This window comes from Kitasatospora sp. NPDC023176 (assembly GCF_055560495.1).
Window position 1 is genome coordinate 64,890 of sequence record NZ_JBVHIP010000018.1, and the last position, 17,705, is coordinate 82,594.

Genomic DNA, 17,705 nt, shown 5'->3' on the forward strand with positions numbered 1-17,705 from the left:
TCGCGCGCCGCTACAGCGGTGTGGCCCGGTCTGCCCCGTCGGCGGCGGGTGGGCCGACTCGCGGCAGCAGGGCGGCGGCGGCCAGGCCGCCCAGGCCGATGACCGCGAGCGCGGCCATCGCGGCCGCGTACGCGCCCTTGGTCAGCCCCGACACCAGGATCGTGCCGGCGATGGCCGTGCCGAGCGAGGACCCGAGGTTGGAGATGCTGCGCGACAGGCCGGAGATCTCGCCCTGCTGCGACTCGGGGAAGCAGGACTGGACGACGTTGACCGACGGGGTGAGCATCACCCCCAGGCCCAGGCCGATCAGCAGCAGTCCGGGCGCGAACGCCCACGCACCGGGCGTCCAGGCCACCAGGGCCAGCAGCAGGGCGATGCCGGCGATCGTCACGACGAACCCGGCCATGATCAGGGTGCGCTGCGGACGGCGCCGCGCCAGCTTCTCGGCGGCCAGCGAGGAGGCGAGAATGCCGAGCGTGGCGGCCGTGAAGATGACTCCGGTCTGGATCGCGTCGTAGCCGCGCACGACCTGCAGATAGGCGGCCACGGTGAACGAGACGCCCATCAGCATCAGCCACTGCGTGTTCTGCGTGACCAGCCCCAGGTTGGAGGTGCGGTTACGGAACAGCGCCGTCGACAGCAGCGCCTCCCGGCCGGCCCGCTCCCGGCCGCGCACCCAGACGAAGAAACCGACCACCACCACGGCACCGGCCAGCAGCAGCCCCAGCGCCAGCCAGCCGTTGTTGTCGACCGCCAGGATCCCGGTCACCAGGAGCACCAGACCCGCCGCCGACAGCACCGCGCCGACGGTGTCGAAGGGCCGGGAGGGGTCGGGCGGCAGCGGATCGACGAGGCGGCGGCTGAGCACCACGATCACCACGATCACCAGCGCCTGGAACACGAACGCGGCCCGCCAGCTGATCGCACTGGTGATCAGACCGCCGATCAGCGGGCCCGCGGCCGCCCCGATACCGCCCATCGCCATGATCGCGCCGAACGCGCGCGCCCGGGACGCCGTGTCGGTGAACAGCAGCGTCGTCAGGATGTAGACCGGCGGGATCAGCAACGCCGTGCCCACGCCCTCCAGGATGGAGTTTCCGAGGATCAGCACCCCGAGCCCCGGCGCGGCCGCACTCAGCACCGCCCCGACCCCGTAGACCACCAGCCCCGCCAGCAGGCAGCGTTTACGGCCCCATCTGTCGGTCAGCTTCCCGCCCGGGATCATCAGCGCGGCCATCACCAGCAGGAAGATCGTGATCGCCACCTGGACACCCTGCACGGTGGTGTCCAGGTCCTCGCTGATGTCGTTGATCATCACGTTCATGTTGGAGCCGGCGAAGCTGCAGATGAACTGCGCCAACGCCAGCGGGGCCAGCACCCGCCGCGCCCCCGCTGATGCCGTCCCCGCCATAGCGCCACCTGCCCATTCACCGAATCCACTGGTCCGCGGAGCTGCTCGACCTCGCCCGCACGCGGCCGACGCCGCCGGAGCGCAACCGCCACCCCGACCGTCGCACAGCCCGTCACCACAGGGCCTGAGGCGCGCAGCAGCGGCTGGTCTTCAAAAACCGCCTTCCCGAGTGATCCTGTGATGGTCACCGAGTAGGCCCGCGATCGCGCCGCCGACGACCAGGACGGGGTTCTTCGGGTGGGCCAGGCCAGCGCCGCGGCCAGTCCTGCGGAATTGCCGGGTCGAAGAGGTCGACGGCCTGCATCCACGCCGGTGGTTCGGCTTCCTCGCCCTCGCGGGTGCGGTCCCGCCACTGCTTGAGGGCCGGCAGAAGAAGACGACGCCGAACCAGCTCTGGCGGGCCGGCTGACCGCTCGTCTGCATTCCTCCGCCGAACGCCGCGACGGGTGCGGTCAGCACGCCGATGGAACCGATCCGTCCGAACGCTTCGGCGATCCCGTTGGCGCGGCCGCGGGGCGTGAGCATGAGGATGACCGCGACCAACGGGACGGGACTGATCGCGATGCCCACTGCGGAGGCCTGCATCTGTCCGACGGGGTTGCCCGCGGTGCTCCTGTGGGACGGGGGACTGGTTTCGATGGGGATGCCGCGCGTGGTCAGGCTGCGCAGCGGAATCCGATGTGGCTCATGCCGGTGTCGATCGGTTGCGGGCGGCGGGCGGCGGGGCGGTAACGATGACAGTACTCGTCCGCGCACAACCACGACCCGCCCTTGACGACCTTTCGCGGTACCGCCGGGCCGGGGGCGCGCGGGTCGACGCTGGCGGCTTCCGCGTCGTGTCGTGCGCTGTCGGGCGCGCAGCAGGAGGGGACGGCGTCGCGGCCGCCGGTGACAGCGTGAGCGGGGGCGAACCAGTCCGAGGTCCATTCCCAGACGTTGCCGGCCATGTCGTGCAGGCCGTAGCCGTTCGCGGGGTAGCTGCCGACCGGTGCCGGGCCCATCGCGCCGCCGGGGTGGGTGTTGCGCCAGGGGAAGTGCCCGGACCACCAGTGCGCCAGGCGGCGCCCACCGGGAAGCTGTTCGTCCCCCCACGTGTAGGCGGCTCCGTCCAGACCGCCGCGAGCGGCGTACTCCCACTCAGCCTCGGAGGGCAGGCGGTGCCCGCGCCAGCGGGCGTAGGCCTCGGCGTCCTGGTGGGCGATGTGCACGACGGGATGCTGCTTGCGGCCCCGAAGGCCGGAGCCGGGACCTTCAGGGCGGCGCCAACCGGCCCCGGGGGTCCAGGCCCACCACTGGCTCAGGTCCCGCAGGTCGACCGGGCCGGGGGTGGGGCGGAACACCATCGAGCCCGGCTTCAGCAGTTCTGCGGGCAGGCCCGGGTAGTGCGCCGGGTCCAGCGGGCGCTCCGCGAGCGTGACGTAGCCGGTGGCCGCGACGAACGCCGCGAACTGCGCGTTGGTCACCTGGTGGCGGTCGATCGCGAAGGCGTCGACGGTGACCGAGCGTGTGGGCGCCTCTTCGGGGTAGTGCCGGTCCGAGCCCATGGCGAAGTGTCCGGCGGGAAGGGCGACCATGCCCTCCGGGGTGCTGACCGGCCGGTCACCGCCCGCCGCTGGTCCGGGCAGCAGGGGCAGCAGGGGCAGCAGGGGCAGCAGGGGCAGGGAGGCAGGGGCGGGTGCGACAACACCGCAGCCCTTCGTGCCCGGGCTGGGCTCACGCACTCGGCATTCCGGCGACCAGATTGGCCAGGACCTGGTCAATGGTGAAGCTCCCGGCCTTCTGCCGGGGCGGGAACTCCTTGAAAGTGGACAGGAAGTCCGCGACGACCCGCTGGGCCGGCACGAGCAGGAACGCGTGGGCGAGGAACCAGTCGTAGTAGGTGTTCGCGGTGACGTCGGCCTTCTCGAACGGGTCGGTGCGCAGGTTGAACAGCTTGGGCACGCGCAGCACGGTGAACGGCTCAGCCCACAGCGCCATGGTTCCCGGCGAGCGCTGCTCCATGAAGATCAGCTTCCAGTTGTCGTAGCGCAGCGCCATCAGGTCCCCGTCATCGGAGAAGTAGAAGAACTCCCTGCGCGGGCCCTGCTCACTCTGACCGGTCAGGTAGGGCAGCAGGTTGTGGCCGTCGAGGTGGACCTTGTAGGACTGGCCGTCCAGCGTGGTGCCGGCCTTGAGCTTGTCGGCGATCTTCGGCTCACCGGCCGCGGCGGCGAAGGTGGGCAGCCAGTCCAGGCCGGCGACGATCTCGTTGGACACCACCCCGGCCGGGATGTGACCGGGCCAGCGCACCAGGGCCGGAGTGCGGAAGCCGCCCTCCCAGTTGGAGTTCTTCTCGCTGCGGAAAGGGGTCGTGGCCGCGTCCGGCCAGGTGTTGGCGTGCGGGCCGTTGTCCGTGCCGTAGACCACGATGGTGTTCTCAGCGATGCCCAGCTCGTCCAGCAGATCCAGCAGCACGCCGATCAGCTTGTCGTGGTCGATCATCGCGTCGTGGTACTCGGACTGCCAGCGCCCGGACTGGCCCAGGGACGCGTCCTTGACGTGGGTGCGGAAGTGCATGTGCGTGGTGTTGAACCAGAGGAAGAACGGCACGTCATCGCCGGCCTGACGGCGGATGAAGTCCCCGGCTGCGGAGGCGAACTCCTCATCGCAGGTCTTCATCCGCTCCCGGGTCAGCGGCCCGGTGTTCTCGATCCGCTGCCCGCCGTGGCCGTCGGCCCAGGTGTGCAGCACCCCACGCGGCCCGTAGTTCCTGCGGAAGTCCGGGTACTCCTCCTCGGAGGGGTAGTCGCGCTCCTCCGGCTCCTCCTCGGCATTGAGGTGGTAGAGGTTGCCGAAGAACTCGTCGAAGCCGTGCAGAGTCGGCAGATGCTCGTCCCGGTCGCCCAGGTGGTTCTTGCCGAACTGGCCGGTGGCGTAGCCCTGCTCCTTCAGGACCCGGGCGATGGTCGGGTCCTGCGGCTGCATGCCCAGCTCCGCCCCCGGTAGCCCCACCTTCGACAGACCGGTGCGGAACGGGCTCTGGCCGGTGATGAACGCCGAACGCCCCGCCGTACAGGACTGCTCCGCGTAGTAGTCGGTGAACCGCATACCCTCGGCGGCGATCCGGTCGATGTTCGGCGTGCGGTAGCCCATCAGGCCGTCGCTGTAGCAGCTCAGGTTCGTGATCCCGATGTCGTCGCCCCACAGCACCACAATGTTCGGCTTGCCCGCCATCGTCCGCGTCCCTCTCCTCGGCCCCGCCGGTCCTGCTCCGCTCCCACGCTATGAGTCGGCCGGGTCGCCCGCCGTGCGCAGTGCTGCGAACCGGTGAACCGCCGCGCCGCCGGTCGGCCGGCCGGTGCACGCCCGTCCGGGTGGAGTGGTCTATTTGAGGATGTTGATCGCCCGAGCGATCACCAGGGCCGCCACCACGAGCGAGACGGTACTCTGAGTGATCATCAGCAGTTTGGCCCACGGCTTGACCGGCGACGTGTCGGCCGGACCGAACGACGCGGAGGTCCAGAAGGCCAGCGCCAGGTAGTCCACGAAGACCGGGACCCACGCGGAGCAGGTGCTCTGCTGGAGCTGCATCTCGGGGAACACGAACGCGGGGTCCGCGAAGGGCCGGTGCGCCCGCGCGGCGGCACCGCCCCGGTCCAGATCCCAGTACCACAGCGCGAACGCGATCACGTTGGTCACCCAGATGACCCCGCCCGTCGCGAGAAGACCCGTCGCGTTGTCGGCGTAGAGCTTGCTGTCGGTCAGGATGTCCGCCACCAGGGACGCGGCAGCACCGAGGTTCGCCAGCGTGATGAACGCGATCATCAGGTCGGTCACCACCCGTAGCCACCGTGTCTGCCGATCGATCCGGCCGGGGTCAGCTCCGATCAGGACGGCCAACAGCACCACCATGACCGCCGGCAGCACCCACGACGGGCTCTCGCGATAACTGCGCGGGAGCGCGACGTGGAGCAGCGCGGCGACCAGGACGGCCGACGCCACCGGCCACCAATGCTCGCCGCGCGGCTCTGCCGGCTCACCCGCGGGGGACGGTTCGCCGGGATCATCGAGGCGGGAGCTCATGGCTCATTGTGCTGCCGTCCGGCTCCCGAGAACCGCCCATCGGGTCGACGGTCACCCCCGGGGAGCAACCGTGCGTACGGCCGGTCGTGCGGATCCAGGAGTCGGCCCCCGCTGATCCCCGTCTCACAAGGGGGCGGGTCGCCGTACCCAGAAGGGGGCGGCCCCGCTCCGCCTGCGGGTGGCAGCGGTGGCAGCGGAGGCCACGGGTGAGGCCGGTGTGGGGGTCGTGGTCCTCGCTGTGGGCGGGGCGGCCGGGCTCCGGGGTGGAGCCGCAGACGGCGCAGCGGTTCCGGTGGTAGGCGAGGAGGCGTTCGGCGGGGCGCTGGCGGTGGTCGTAGGGCGGCAGGGGCCTGGACAGATAGGCCGGGAGGCGGGTCGGGCGTGTGCGTGACGGTCCCTTGCCGGTTCAGCGGTGCTTCGGTCCGAGCGGCAACGGGCCCGCCCGTCCCCGGTCTGGGGGTGGGCGGGCCCTGTTCCTCTTCGGGCAGTCCCGTCAACGGGCCGGCGTGGAGGCCGTTCCGTGCCGGGTGGGTTCTCAGCTGGTGGGCAGGGTGGTGCCGGGCAGGGTGTCCAGGGGGGCCCAGGCGGGCATGCCGGGCTTGTAGGCGGTGTGGTTGACGGTGCCGGTGGTGCCGGCGTCGAAGAGGTCGACGGTCTTGGTGGAGGCGCTGAACAGCGGGGCGGGGATCCGGCCGGCGGCGAGCTTCGTGGTTCCGCTCAGGGGCTCCCAGGCGCTCCACGGCTTGCCGTTGTTGAACCAGAAGGTGTGGTAGAGGGTGGTGTCGCGGCCGGTGGCGAAGAGTTCGATGGCGTCGGTGGCGGGGTTGTAGAGGGCGTTGGGGGCGCTGCTGAACCGGTAGTCGCCGTTGATGTTCGTCCAGTCGCTCCAGTCCTTCATGCCCGGGGTGTAGTAGCGGTGGGCGATGGGGCCGTCGGTGGTGGTGGCGAAGACCTCGGCGGTCTTGGTCGAGGGGTTGTAGACCAGGCTCGGGCTGCCGGTGACGGTGGCCCCGTCCAGGGGGAGCCAGGCGTTCCACGGCTTGCCGTCGTTGAACCAGTAGGTGTGGTACACGGCGCCGCCGGGCTCGACGGCGAACAGCTCGACCGCGCCGGTGGCCGGGTTGTAGATCGCGCCGGGGGTGGCGTTGAACTTCCGGTCGTGGATGGCGGTCCAGTCGGACCAGCCGGTCATGCCGGGGGAGTAGTACGTGTGGGCGACGGGGCCGTCGACGGTGGTGGCGAAGACCTCGGCGGTCTTGGTCTCCGGGTTGTAGACGGCGGTGGCGCTGCCGGTGAACTTGGTCGCGCCGGTGCCGGCCCAGGGACGCCAGCCCTGCGCGTCGGCCGTGTAGTAGGTGCGCCACATGAGGCCGTCGCTGTCCCTGGCGTACAGCTCGATGGCGTTGGTGGCCGGGTTGTAGAGGGCGGTGGGCGAGCCGACGAACGGCTTGGTGCCGGCCGGGCGTTCGCTGATCGGCATCCAGGAGCTCCAGCCCTGGCCGTTGATGTTGTACGAGCCCACGACGCGGCCCTTGTCGTCGACGGTGAACACCGTCGAGGTCTGCTTGACGGGGTCGTGGACCGCGCTTGCGGTCGGCGCGGTGGCGGTGTCGCGAACCTGCTGGACCCAGGCGCCGAGGTCGTCGACGCGGGTAGCGGTGGCGCCGGTGCGGGTCTCGGTGGCGGGGGTGCCCAGGCAGCCGCCCTGCCACGAGCGGGAGGCGACGGCGGCGAGTTCGGCCTTGCCGTTGGTCTCGCGGATCACGGGGGCGCCGGTGTCGCCCTTGCAGATCGCGGCGCCGCCCGTGCCGGTGACGGCGATTGCGGTCGGGTTCACGCTGTCCAGGCTGAACAGGCCGGTGTGCAGGGCGGCGGGCACCCATTCGTCCTTGGTGCGCCCGTAGCCGGGAACACGCAGCTTCTCGCCGGCCGTGGGCGTGGCGGTGGCGAGGGCGAGTGGGGCGACGCCCTGGACAGGGGCGGCGAGTCGGGCCAGGACGACGTCGCGGCCGGTGCGCGGTGCGAGCTCGAGGACGTCGACGGTCTTGCCGGCGATGGTGGCGGTGGTCTTCCACTTCGGTGCACCTGGCTGCAGATTCTGCGGCTGGGCGGGGTCGTCGGAGAAGCAGCTGGCGGCGGTGATCACCCAGGACGGGTCCACGAGCGTGCCGGTGCAGGCGCGGACGTTGTCGCCGATGGCGAGCTTGGCGGTGTAGGTGTGGGCGCCGTTGGCCGCCGGGTCGCCGACGACGGCGACGGCGGGGGCGGTGAGGGTGGTCAGCACGCCGGCGGTTGTGGCCGCCGCGAGCACGCTGGACCGCAGGGAGCGGGACGAAGTCCTGTGAAGCACGTGGGTTCCTGTCGGATGAGGAGGATTGGGGAGCCGGGGCCAGCCGGTGACAGCCCCTGGCGAGCAGCGCGACCTCGGGCTCAGCCGGTGGTGGTGGCGGTGATGGCCTTGACGCCGACCGCGCCGCCGGGGATCTCGCTCCAGGCGGTCCACTTGCCGGCGTTGTAGTCGGCGTCGCGGCTGTAGACCTTGTAGTCCTCGTTGACGGCGACGAGGTGGACGACGTTGCCCTCGGCGCTGCTGGAGATGGCCTTGAGGCGGTTGTCGCTGACCTTCTGCCACTGCGGGTCCCAGCGGCCGAGGTCGTAGTGGCCGTAGGTGGCGAACAGGTCGCCGATGCCGCCGATGATCTCCAGGTCGACGGTGTAGCCGCGGGCGGCGGCGGTGATGCCCTGGACGCCAACCGCGCCGCCGGGGACCTCGCCCCACGGGGTCCAGCTGTCGTCGGCCAGCTTGTCGCGGGTGTAGACCCTGCCGTCGGTGCCGACGGAGTACAGGTGGAGACTGTTGTCGGGGGTGGTGGCGCTGCTGAGGTGGTTCGCGGTGCCGTCGCCGAGTTTCACCCAGCCACTCCAGCGGCCGGTGTCGCAGTCGCTGGTGGAGTCCCACACGGTCTTGTCCGAGCCGATGATCTGAAGGCTGACGGTGTTGCCACGGGCGGCGGCGGTGATGCCCTGGACATCGGCGGCGCCGCCGGGGACCTCGCGCCACGGGGTCCAGTCGCCGCCGACCTTGCCGTCCTTCGTGTAGACCCGGCCGGCCCCGACCACGAAGACGTGCACGGTGTCGCCGATCGTGACAGTGTCCACCGAGGTCAGCGCACTGCTGTCGATCGACGACCACGTGCCGAGCCAGCTGTTCGTCTTGCGCTCGACGGCGGTGTCCCACAGCCCGCTGTTGACGCCGACGATCTGTACGTGCAGGCCGGCCTTGACCTCCGCAGTACGGTAGCTCAGGTCCTTGACCCAGGCGCCGAGGTCGTCGGTGCGGGAGGACTGCGCGCCGGTGCGGGTCTCGGTGGCCGGGGTACCCAGACAGCCGCCCTGCCAGGAGCGGGAGGCGACGGCGACCAGTTCGGCCTTGCCGTTCGTCTCGCGGATGGCGGGGGCGCCGGTGTCGCCCTTGCAGATCGCGGCTCCGCCCTTGCCGGTGGTGGCGACCGTGGTCGGCTGCACCGAGTCGAGGCCGAAGAGGCCGGTGTGCGGCTTGGTGGGGATCCACTCGTCCTTGGTGCGTCCGTAGCCGGGCACGCGCAGAGTCTCACCCGCCACAGGGGCCGTCGTGGCGATGGCCAGCGGGGCGACATCGCTGACGGGCACGGCGAGGCGGGCCATGACCACGTCGCGGTCGGCGCGCGGCGCGAGCTCGACGACCTCGACGGTCTTGCCGGCGATGGTGGCGGTGGTCTTCCACTTCGGCGCCCCGGCCGGCAGCGCGGTCGGCTGCGCCGGGTCCTCGGCGAAGCAGCTTGCGGCGGTGATCACCCAGTTGCGGTCCACGAGCGTGCCGGTGCAGGCGCGGAAGTTGTCGCCGATGACCAGGCGCGCGGTGGCGGTGGAGGTGCCGTTGGCGGCCGTGTCGGCAACCACGGCGTGGGCCGGTGCAGCAGGGAGTACGGAGAGGGCGCCGACTGCGGTGGCGGAGGCTAGGAAGGTCTTCCAAGCGGCGCCCAGGGGGGCGGTGTCAGACAAGAGTTCGGTCCTTGGGTGATGCGGGTGGGCGCAGCGGGCAGGCGGTGCGCGGAGAGCCTGAGAGCGAGTCAGCCGGTGACGTGTAGTTCGACGGCAGTGGTCGGGGCCTGGCCCAGGCCTTCGCCGACGCCGATGAGGCCGTCCTTGGGTACGTCCGTGCTTGTGGAGGCACCGGCGGCGGTGAGGACGATCCGGATGGCTCTGCCTGAGGTCTGTACGGCGAACACGTCCGGCAGTTCGAGGGTGAGGAACCCGGTCGTGGAGGGAGCGGTGAAGCAGATCCGGTTGTCGGGGTTGCCCGGCGCTCGGGTCCACAGCTGGATCTGCGAGGGCTTGGAGCAGTCGCCCAGCTGGACCCCGCCGTCACCGCGCAGGAGCTTGACCCTGCTGATGGTCGAGGCGCCGGGATAGGCGAAGTCTTCGACAGCCGAGGGTGGGGCCGAGTTGTCGGCGGGCGGCGGCGCGGTGTCAGCTGAGGCGAGTGCAGTTGCGGAGGCAAGTGCTATGGCCATGCCGAGGGCAACGGCGAGCCACTGGCGTGCGGCACCGAGGGCCTGTCTTGCTGTGGGGAGGAAGTCGTGGATCACCTGGACTCCAGGAGGGTGGGCGAGGGCTGAGGGTCAGGTCGTACGCAGCTCGAGGAGGACGGCCGGCTTGCCTGAACCGGTGCCGCTGCCGATTCCGACGCTGGCGGCGGCGCCCTTGGCGATGTCGACGGTCTGGGAGACGCCCTCGCTGGTGATCTTGGCGCTGAGCGCGTAGTTGTCCGTCCGGATCCGGATCACGTTCGGCACTTCCAGTGCGAGGTAGCCGTTGCCGCCGGTCGCGCGGAAGCAGATCCTGTTCCCGCTCTCGTTGGGCAGGTCCATGCTCAGCACACTGATCTGGTCGTTGACGGCGCAGTCCGACAGCATGATGTGGCCGTCGCCGCGCAGCAGCTTGACGTTGCCGAACGGGGCGGGACCGGGGTAGGTGAAGTCCTCCACCGCCGGGGGCGCGGCCGAGTTGTCCGCAGGAGTGCTCTCGGCGGAGGCGAGTGTGCCGGCACCGAGCGTCGCCGCTATCGCGATGAGACCGGCGGCAAGGTGCCGGGAGGCAAGCTTTGCCATGACTATCCCTACTCTTTTCTTCTTGGGTTGCCCGATGGCACGGATGCAAAAGATCCTGATGAAGGGCCTGGCTTGCTGGAGAACCGATAGTTTTGATGGTTCGTCACCAGAAGATGTGGGGGATGAGGGTCGTCACTCCCCCTCTTCTGTCCCAGGCTGAATCCGCCCCATCGAACCAGAAGGAGCGAGAGTGCGACAACTGTGGATCCGCGATTGCCAGGTGGAATGTCCTGATTTATAGGAAACAGTCCCATTCCGATGGGGCGTCAGCTCATCGATGCTCAATGCCTGCAGGCGGTCGGTGGATTGCTATCGATTTACCTTGGGATGACCGGTTCGGCATGCTCACTGTCGTGGCGTAATATCTGAGTAAACTCCCCTTCGCGGCCGAGATGCGGTCGACGTTGAAAGGGGAGGTTTTGGTGCATCACTCGATATCCCGCCCGCGCCGGGGCAGGAGGAGGGGCAGACCACCACTGCTGGGCAGGCTCTCCCTGAGCCTGCTGCCACTCGCTCTGGTGACCGGCCTGGTGGGAGCCGGGCTGCCCGATGCCGTCGCCGTCGAACCAGTCGGCGAACAGCTCCAGCTGAGTGACCGGGAACGCATACTCGGGGCCTGGCTCAAGGGCGGCCCGAGCGTGCACACACTCGCCGAAGCCGCGCTCGCCGGTGGCGACCAGGACGTGAAGCGGTTCCTGGAGAGCGACCTCGCGGGAGCAGAGCACGCCGACGACTTGCTCGCCGCCACCCAGATCGCCAGCCTCGGCGGGCCCAAGGTCCGCGAGGCCGCGAACAAGGCCATCGACGGCACCGCCGTCGAATTGCGGACGTTCCTGCAGAGCGGCTGGCAGTCGGCCCTGGCTGCGGACCAGCGCCTGTGGACGACCCGGATCATCGACCCTGCCACCGGGGCGGGCCGCGGACTGCAGGCTGCCGGTGACGCCGCACTGCGCGGATCCGCCGATGATGTCCAACGCTTTTTGACGGAAGAGCAGTTCGCGGCGAAGGACGCGGACGACCGGGTGAAGCTGGTCCAGGTCCTGAGCGCGGGTGGTGCGAACACACAGGCGGCGGCGCGGGCTGCGTTGAACGGCTCGATCGAGGACGTCCGGGACTTCCTGGCCGTCGGGCAGTACATCGCCCAGAACCGAGACCAGGAACGGGGGAGCATCGCGCAGCTAGCCCAGCAGGCCAAGGAGGCAGGTGCGAAGGCCGCGGCCGAGACCTCGGCGGCGATCGAGGCCAAGGACAAGGCGGTCGCCAACTCACAGCTGGCGAAGCAGGATGCCGCGCGCGCGGCGGCCGAGACACAGGCCGCAGGCGGTGACACGGCCAAGGCCACCGCCGCCGCGAACAACGCCGCCACGGCGGCGGAGCGGGCCGGGGAAGCCGCGCGGACCGCGATCAGCGCGGCACGGTCGGCCAACGCCTCCGCGCGGGCCGCGGCCTACGCGGCGTCGAATGCCGCGGCCGCCGCCGCCGGCGCTCAGCGGGCCGCAGCCAACGCCCGAACGGCGGCTGCCGCTGCCGCGGGTGATGCGGGCAAGGCGCACGAGGCGCGGGTCGCAGCCGATGCTGCTGACGCGGCGGCAAAGATCGCCGCGGATGCGCAGGCGACCCTGGTGAAGGCGAAAGAGGCCGCCGCGAGCAGCAAGGAAGCCGCCGGAGCCACGCTCAGTGCCAGGGGCAACGCGGACGCCGCGGCGGGTTCGGCAGACCAGGCCGGCGCGTATGCCGACAGTGCGGGTGGGCAGTCCGCCAAGGCCAAGCGCGCGGCAGCGGCGACGCGCCGTCAGGCCGCCGAGGCCGGGCGCGCCGCGACGGCGTCGCAGAAGCTGGCCGAGGAAGCCGCCGGCCAGGCTGAGGCGGCGAAGACCCTGCTGGAATCCGCAGCCGCGCACGCCTCCTCGGCAGCCCAGGCCGCCAGGGACGCCGCCGACCACGCCGGGCAGAGCTCCAACGCCGCCAAGGAGTCGACCGACCACGCCAACGCGGCCTCCGGCTTCGCGACCGACGCGCAGACCGCGGTCGACAAGGCCAACGCCGTACAGGACCTGGCCCGCCGTACCGAGACCGAAGACCTGACCAACCGCACCGCAGCCGCCGTCGAGACCGCCCGCAAGGCCAGCGCGGACGAGGCGGACAAGCAGGCCGAAACCGAGCAGGCCCGACAGGAGGTCCAGAAGGCCCGCAGCGAGGCCGACCGCCTGGCCCAGGCCGTCAACCAGCCCGGCACCACTCCCCAGCAGGTCGCCACCGACGGCCGCAAACTCGCCCTCCTCTCCCGCAAGATCTCCGGAACCTGGGGAGAAACAGCCGCCGAAGCCGCCCTGACCGGTGGCGACCTCGCCGTCTTCTCCTACCTCAAGACCGGGCGCCAGGCCGCCGAGGAGCACGACGCGCGCGAGCGCGCCACCCAGATCTACAAGGACGACGAGAACCCCGCCGTCCGGGCCGCCGCCTACACCGCCCTCCAAGGGGATGCGGCGAAGGTCGGTGCGTTCCTGAACAGCGGTCAGTACGAGGCCGCGGCGCCGAACAACCGGCTGACGATCACCCGCCTCCTCGACAAGGCCGGGCCCGCCGTCAAGGCCGCCGGCGACACCGCGCTGCGCACCAACACCCCCGAGGCGCTGCGGGACTTCCTCGCCAAGGGCGTCACCGACGCCCAGGCAGCCGACGACCGGCTCACCGCGACACGGCTGGCGGACGCCGCCGACACCGAGCCCGAACTCAAGGCCGCCGCGCGGATCGCACTCGAAGGCCCCGTCGTCAAGCTGCGTGCCTTCGTAGCCGAAGGCCAGTACACCGCCCAGCAGAAGGACCGGCTGACCGCCGTCCACGTCGCGGACGTCACCGGCCTCATCGCCCAGGCCACCGCAGCCGCCGCCACCGCACAGAAGAACGCCGCCGAGGCCCAGCGCGTCGCTGCCCTCGCCCGCGGCGCCGCCAACGAGGCCGCGGGCTACGCGGGCAACGCCCAGCAGTCCGCCAACACCGCCGCCGACCAGGTCTCCAAGTCCCAGGCTGCGGCCGACGCCGCCCAGACCAGCGCCACCAAGGCCGCCCAATCCGCCAAGAGCGCCAACGCTGCCGCAGGCTCGGCCCGGCACGACGCAGCCCTGGCTACCTACTCGGCCAGGCGGGCCGAGCTGTCAGCGGGTGCGGCTCGCCGCTCCGCATCCGATGCATACGCCTCCGCTGCGGCGGCGCGGGCGTCGGCTGACGCTGCGGGCAAGGACGCCAAGGCCGCCCAAGCCGCTGCCGACGACGCGTTCGGCACCTACGAGGCCAGGCACGAAGCAGAGGAGAAGGCCAAGCGCGAGGCCCTGGAAGCGGCACGTGCTGAAGCGGACCGGCTGCGCAAGCAGGAAGCCGCCGACCAGAAGGCCGCCGACGAGCAGAAGGCCAAGGAGAAGGACGCCCAGGTCTCGGCGATCGAGGCGGAGATCAAGAAGGGGCAGGAGGAGAAGGACAACGCCAGCTTCATCTACCACCTGATCTCCGAGAGCATCCACCTCACCCTCGACGTCATCGGCGGCGCCGGCGGCGTCATCGCCCCCGGCCTCGCCGATATCGCTGACCTGATCAACTGCGCCTACTACGCCATCGAGGGCCAGAAGGAACAGGCGGTCATCTCCTGCCTCGGCGCGATCCCCATCGCGGGCAACGGCGCGATGATGGCCAAGTTCGTCCAGTGGACCAAGAAGTTCGGCAGCTGGGGCGAGACGGCTGTCGAGTTCATCAAGAAGCTGGTCACCCGGACCCCCGCGGTCTGCCCGAACAGCTTCCCGGCCGGCACCCCCGTCCTCATGGCGGACGGCTCCACCCGCCCCATCGAAGCGGTCCGCATCGGCGACACCGTCCTCGCCACCGACCCGACCGCATCCCGGACAGTGCCACGCCGGGTCGACGCCACCATCTACACACCCGATGACCGCCAGTTCACCGAAGTGACCCTGGCCGGCGGCGGGTCGCTGACCGCCACCAGCGGTCACCGCTTCTGGAACGCCTCCGAGCGAGCCTGGGCCGACGCCTCGCGCCTGCGGCCCGGGGACTCCCTGCTGAACCCCTCCGGGCAGCAGGAGAGCATCAGTGCGACCCGGCAGTGGGAGGGACTGCAGGCCGCCTACAACCTCACCGTCGCCGACCTGCACACGTACTACGTGCTGGCGGGCGACACCCCGGTCCTCGTCCACAACTGCACCAAGGCGGTCGCCCTCGGCTACCAGTTCACCGACACGGCAGCGTGGGCCGAGAAGCTCGGGTTCACCCACTACATGAAGCCGGAGTACAAGGACACCTGGCGCGGATACGTCAAGAAGGCCATCGACGACCCCCAGACCGAGATCCACGTCAACATGAAGGAATTCGACGGCGACAGCTTCGAGCAGATGGCCACGATCGGCCTCGGGGGCGCGGCGGCGAAGGCCACCGCCACCCAGGAGGAGATGTCATGGATCGCCCGGGCCGTGATCGGCGAGAGGGTGCCGTGGAGTAAGTTCAAGTTCTACGACAAGAACGGGAAATCGATCTCCGTCCCGGAACCGAAATGGCAGGAAGCCAAATGGCAGAAGGCCTGGATCTTCGAGTGGGCTGACTGACCACCTCTCTGGTGGGGCGGCCGCCCTCCGGCAGGCCGCCCCGCCGGACGGGCATTTCGTTTACGAGCAGGGCGAAAAGGACGAACTCTTCCATGAACGACGTGACCGACGGCCTCCCGCCGGACTTCTCCGAGCACTATCCGGAGCTCGCCCGACACGGGGGCCTCACAGCTGCGATCCTCGCGACCGCGGCCGAGCACGGCCTCAGCCTCGGCGACGAACTGCGTGCCCCCGAGCCCGATTGGGCACCGACGGTCGCGGAGTTCGACTCGCCGCGCGGGCAGATGAAGGTCAACCTCCGGCCCACAGAACGCGGATTTGACATTTCGCTGTACAGCAACCGCGGATGGTTCTCCCGCTGGGCCGACGGCATCACCGCGGACATCACCGAGACCACCGGGGTACTCATGGCGTGGAAGCACGGCGCTTCCCTCGCCGAGCTTTCCCAGCGCTTCCCCTTCATGACGTATACCAGGCTGAGCCAGGGATACGACGAAGGCAACCAGGTGGCCGTGATGTGGGACCTGCAGATCGGCGACCCGACACTCGCGCAGTACCGGGAGCTGCTCACCTCTCTCCGTGCCGAGCCGCTGCTCGCGCAGATGTTCCCGTTCTTCTCGATGTGGACGCTCCGGCTGGTGAAGGACTCCTACCGTGAACAGCCGGGCGAGCTGCTGATCCGGCAGAGGGACGATGGCTCCTACCTTCTCTGGTCCTCTTCGGAAACCGAAGAGGACCAGCGGGAGTTCCACCGACTCGACGATCTGGTCGCCGCCGCAACCGCCCTGAGAACAATTCTCTGAGCTCACCAACGAATGCCGGGCCAGTGGCCAGGACTGAGCTCCAAAGGTCCACCTTCGAAGGAGGCGGCCCGGGAATCACTCGTTCGGGAGCGGCGAAGCCGCGGACCTCATCGCGGGCCACCCGTGAATCGGTCACCTCATCGCCCCGCGCCCCCTCCGGGCCCGGGGCGATGCGCGTTCCCGGACTCAGGACCGCTCATAGGCCTGACCACCGTTCAAGACCCACCAGCCGCCCCGAGTGAAGCCTCCCGCTGCACAGTCGTGAGGGCCGGGGGCTGCATCCTGCTCGCCGGCCGAGGGACGTCGCCGGGGGCGCCTAGTAACGTTACTAAGTGCCCTGGCTTCTGCTCGTACCGCCGGCGCCGGGGCCGGTTCATCGCTCCGGCCGTGACAGCCGGACCGCAGCCGGACCAAGCAACTGTCACTGGTCCGTTCCGAGGACCGAGATCCGGACAGGAGAGCAGCAGGTGAGCACGGCGCATGCGAGCCCGGGTGACTACAGCCAGGTGCCGAACCCGGAGCAGGCACTGAAGTACGCGATTCAGCACATCGCGGGTGACCGCGTGGAGATCGTCGAGGGAGTCATCACCCCCGTGTCACCGTCCTGGGCCCACGAGACCGCCGTCGACCTGATCCGGGAACAGATCGGGCCCCGGATGCGCGAGCTCGGCCTGCGGGCGGGATCCGGAAACCTGGACCTGCCCGGCACGGAGAACTACTACGTGCCGGACCTCGCCGTCGTACCCGCCGAGCTCGCGAAGACCGAGGGGGCGCTCCTGCCCGACCAGACCGTGCTCGTCGTCGAGGTGACCTCGCCCTCGAACGGCGACACCGACCGAACCTCCAAGCGGCGGCGCTACTCGCAGTTCGGTGCACCGGTGTATCTCCTGGTCGACCGGCAGGAGCGCACCTGCACCCTCCTCTCCCAGCCGGGCCAGCTCGGCTACACCCGGATCGAAGGCCCCCACCCCTTCGGTACGCCGCTGCAGCTCCCGCCGCCGCTGAACGTCCGACTCGACACCGCAGACTTCTGAGCCCCCCACGAGATCGGGGCCAGTTCGGAACCGCCGGAACCCGGAGACACCTCCGCGCAGGCGGAGCTGACGACCCCGGAGGGCGCGCGGGCGGGTGTCACGGAACAAGGGCTTCCCGCTACGAGCGTTACGGGAACGGTCGTGGGGACGAGCATGCGGGTGCCGCCCGGGGCGGGCGACGGGGACGCGCTCGGGGCGACCCTCCGGCTGTCGCCGGCGGGCCGCCCGGTTTCCATGTCGTTCCTGCGGAAGTCCGAGGTGGACGGGGCTTTGCGCAAGCACATCCGGACCGTCTCCTGGTCACCGACGAGGGGTCTGTGGTCGTGGACGTGAAGCCACTACGCCGATTGTCCGAGCCGGAACCCGGCCTGGCCGACCTGCGCGAGCGCCGAACCGGCCCGCCAAGGCGAGCCGCGACGGCTCACTCTCTGGACTGGCGGAGAGTCAGTATTCCTGCCGTGTCGTATTCCCCCAGCCTCGAGCAAGGTGACAGCGCATCAGTCACCTTGCCGGTGAGTCGCGGACAGCGCACTGCAGGGGTTCAGCCACCGTCCGCTGCACACCAATCCCACCAATCCCACCAGGCACATCGTTAGCGCCCGGTCATGCGAGCGGGCCGCTCCGCTCCACCACCGGAGACC

Annotated in this window: 13 protein-coding genes; 3 read left to right on the forward strand and 10 right to left on the reverse strand. The window is 70.3% G+C overall.

What is annotated here, in order from left to right; translation table 11 throughout:
• Positions 1–10: 10 nt before the first annotated feature.
• The 10 genes from ACZ3YL_RS23800 to ACZ3YL_RS23845 form a co-directional block, all read right to left on the reverse strand.
• Positions 11–1,411, reverse strand: coding sequence for an MFS transporter (locus ACZ3YL_RS23800; protein ID WP_465659664.1), 1,401 nt, complete (start codon positions 1,409–1,411; stop codon positions 11–13).
• Between the two features lie 150 nt (positions 1,412–1,561).
• Positions 1,562–1,981 carry a hypothetical protein gene (locus ACZ3YL_RS23805; RefSeq protein WP_188309163.1) on the reverse strand — a complete coding sequence of 140 codons (420 nt, stop codon included), beginning with the start codon at positions 1,979–1,981 and terminating at the stop codon, positions 1,562–1,564.
• Positions 1,982–2,067: 86 nt separating this feature from the next.
• Complete coding sequence (locus tag ACZ3YL_RS23810) at positions 2,068–3,132, reverse strand: formylglycine-generating enzyme family protein (RefSeq protein ID WP_465659666.1); 1,065 nt, start codon at positions 3,130–3,132, stop codon at positions 2,068–2,070.
• The gene (locus ACZ3YL_RS23815; RefSeq protein ID WP_465659668.1) at positions 3,125–4,624 is read right to left on the reverse strand and encodes an arylsulfatase; all 1,500 of its coding nucleotides are present in this window, start codon (positions 4,622–4,624) and stop codon (positions 3,125–3,127) included. The genes ACZ3YL_RS23810 and ACZ3YL_RS23815 overlap by 8 nt, the downstream gene beginning before the upstream one ends.
• A 150-nt stretch (positions 4,625–4,774) precedes the next feature.
• Positions 4,775–5,473: a hypothetical protein gene (locus tag ACZ3YL_RS23820; RefSeq protein ID WP_465659670.1), complete on the reverse strand. Its 699-nt coding sequence runs from the start codon at positions 5,471–5,473 to the stop codon at positions 4,775–4,777.
• The gene (locus ACZ3YL_RS23825) at positions 5,454–5,831 is read right to left on the reverse strand and encodes an endonuclease domain-containing protein (RefSeq protein WP_465659805.1); all 378 of its coding nucleotides are present in this window, start codon (positions 5,829–5,831) and stop codon (positions 5,454–5,456) included. The genes ACZ3YL_RS23820 and ACZ3YL_RS23825 overlap by 20 nt, the downstream gene beginning before the upstream one ends.
• 177 nt (positions 5,832–6,008) lie before the next feature.
• Positions 6,009–7,823 (reverse strand): DUF8189 domain-containing protein, encoded by a 1,815-nt coding sequence (locus ACZ3YL_RS23830; RefSeq protein ID WP_465659672.1) that lies wholly within the window; start codon positions 7,821–7,823, stop codon positions 6,009–6,011.
• An 80-nt stretch (positions 7,824–7,903) separates the two neighbouring features.
• A complete protein-coding gene (locus ACZ3YL_RS23835; RefSeq protein WP_465659674.1) occupies positions 7,904–9,514 on the reverse strand; it encodes a trypsin-like serine protease in 1,611 nt (536 codons plus the stop codon).
• A gap of 68 nt (positions 9,515–9,582) precedes the next feature.
• Complete coding sequence (locus ACZ3YL_RS23840; protein WP_465659676.1) at positions 9,583–10,026, reverse strand: hypothetical protein; 444 nt, start codon at positions 10,024–10,026, stop codon at positions 9,583–9,585.
• 108 nt (positions 10,027–10,134) lie between these two features.
• Positions 10,135–10,623, reverse strand: coding sequence for a hypothetical protein (locus tag ACZ3YL_RS23845; protein ID WP_188309168.1), 489 nt, complete (start codon positions 10,621–10,623; stop codon positions 10,135–10,137).
• Positions 10,624–11,141: 518 nt separating this feature from the next.
• On the opposite strand from ACZ3YL_RS23845, the gene ACZ3YL_RS23850 reads away from it, so the two are divergent.
• The 3 genes from ACZ3YL_RS23850 to ACZ3YL_RS23860 all read left to right on the forward strand — a co-directional run bounded on the left by ACZ3YL_RS23850 (position 11,142) and on the right by ACZ3YL_RS23860 (position 17,064).
• Positions 11,142–15,227 carry a polymorphic toxin-type HINT domain-containing protein gene (locus ACZ3YL_RS23850; RefSeq protein ID WP_465659678.1) on the forward strand — a complete coding sequence of 1,362 codons (4,086 nt, stop codon included), beginning with the start codon at positions 11,142–11,144 and terminating at the stop codon, positions 15,225–15,227.
• Between the two features lie 92 nt (positions 15,228–15,319).
• Positions 15,320–16,030, forward strand: a complete 711-nt coding sequence (locus ACZ3YL_RS23855; protein WP_465659680.1) for a hypothetical protein — start codon at positions 15,320–15,322, stop codon at positions 16,028–16,030.
• Between the two features lie 467 nt (positions 16,031–16,497).
• A complete protein-coding gene (locus tag ACZ3YL_RS23860) occupies positions 16,498–17,064 on the forward strand; it encodes a Uma2 family endonuclease (RefSeq protein WP_188308034.1) in 567 nt (188 codons plus the stop codon).
• The last annotated feature ends 641 nt before the right edge of the window (positions 17,065–17,705 follow it).

Bases quoted from the DNA above. Each gene is read 5' to 3' on its own strand.
- ACZ3YL_RS23815 (WP_465659668.1), bottom strand. From the start codon at position 4,624: ATGGCGGGCAAGCCGAACATTGTGGTGCTGTGGGGCGACGACATCGGG.
- ACZ3YL_RS23845 (WP_188309168.1), bottom strand. From the start codon at position 10,623: ATGGCAAAGCTTGCCTCCCGGCACCTTGCCGCCGGTCTCATCGCGATA.
- ACZ3YL_RS23840 (WP_465659676.1), bottom strand. From the start codon at position 10,026: ATGGCCATAGCACTTGCCTCCGCAACTGCACTCGCCTCAGCTGACACC.
- ACZ3YL_RS23820 (WP_465659670.1), bottom strand. From the start codon at position 5,473: ATGAGCTCCCGCCTCGATGATCCCGGCGAACCGTCCCCCGCGGGTGAG.
- ACZ3YL_RS23800 (WP_465659664.1), bottom strand. From the start codon at position 1,411: ATGGCGGGGACGGCATCAGCGGGGGCGCGGCGGGTGCTGGCCCCGCTG.
- ACZ3YL_RS23855 (WP_465659680.1), top strand. From the start codon at position 15,320: ATGAACGACGTGACCGACGGCCTCCCGCCGGACTTCTCCGAGCACTAT.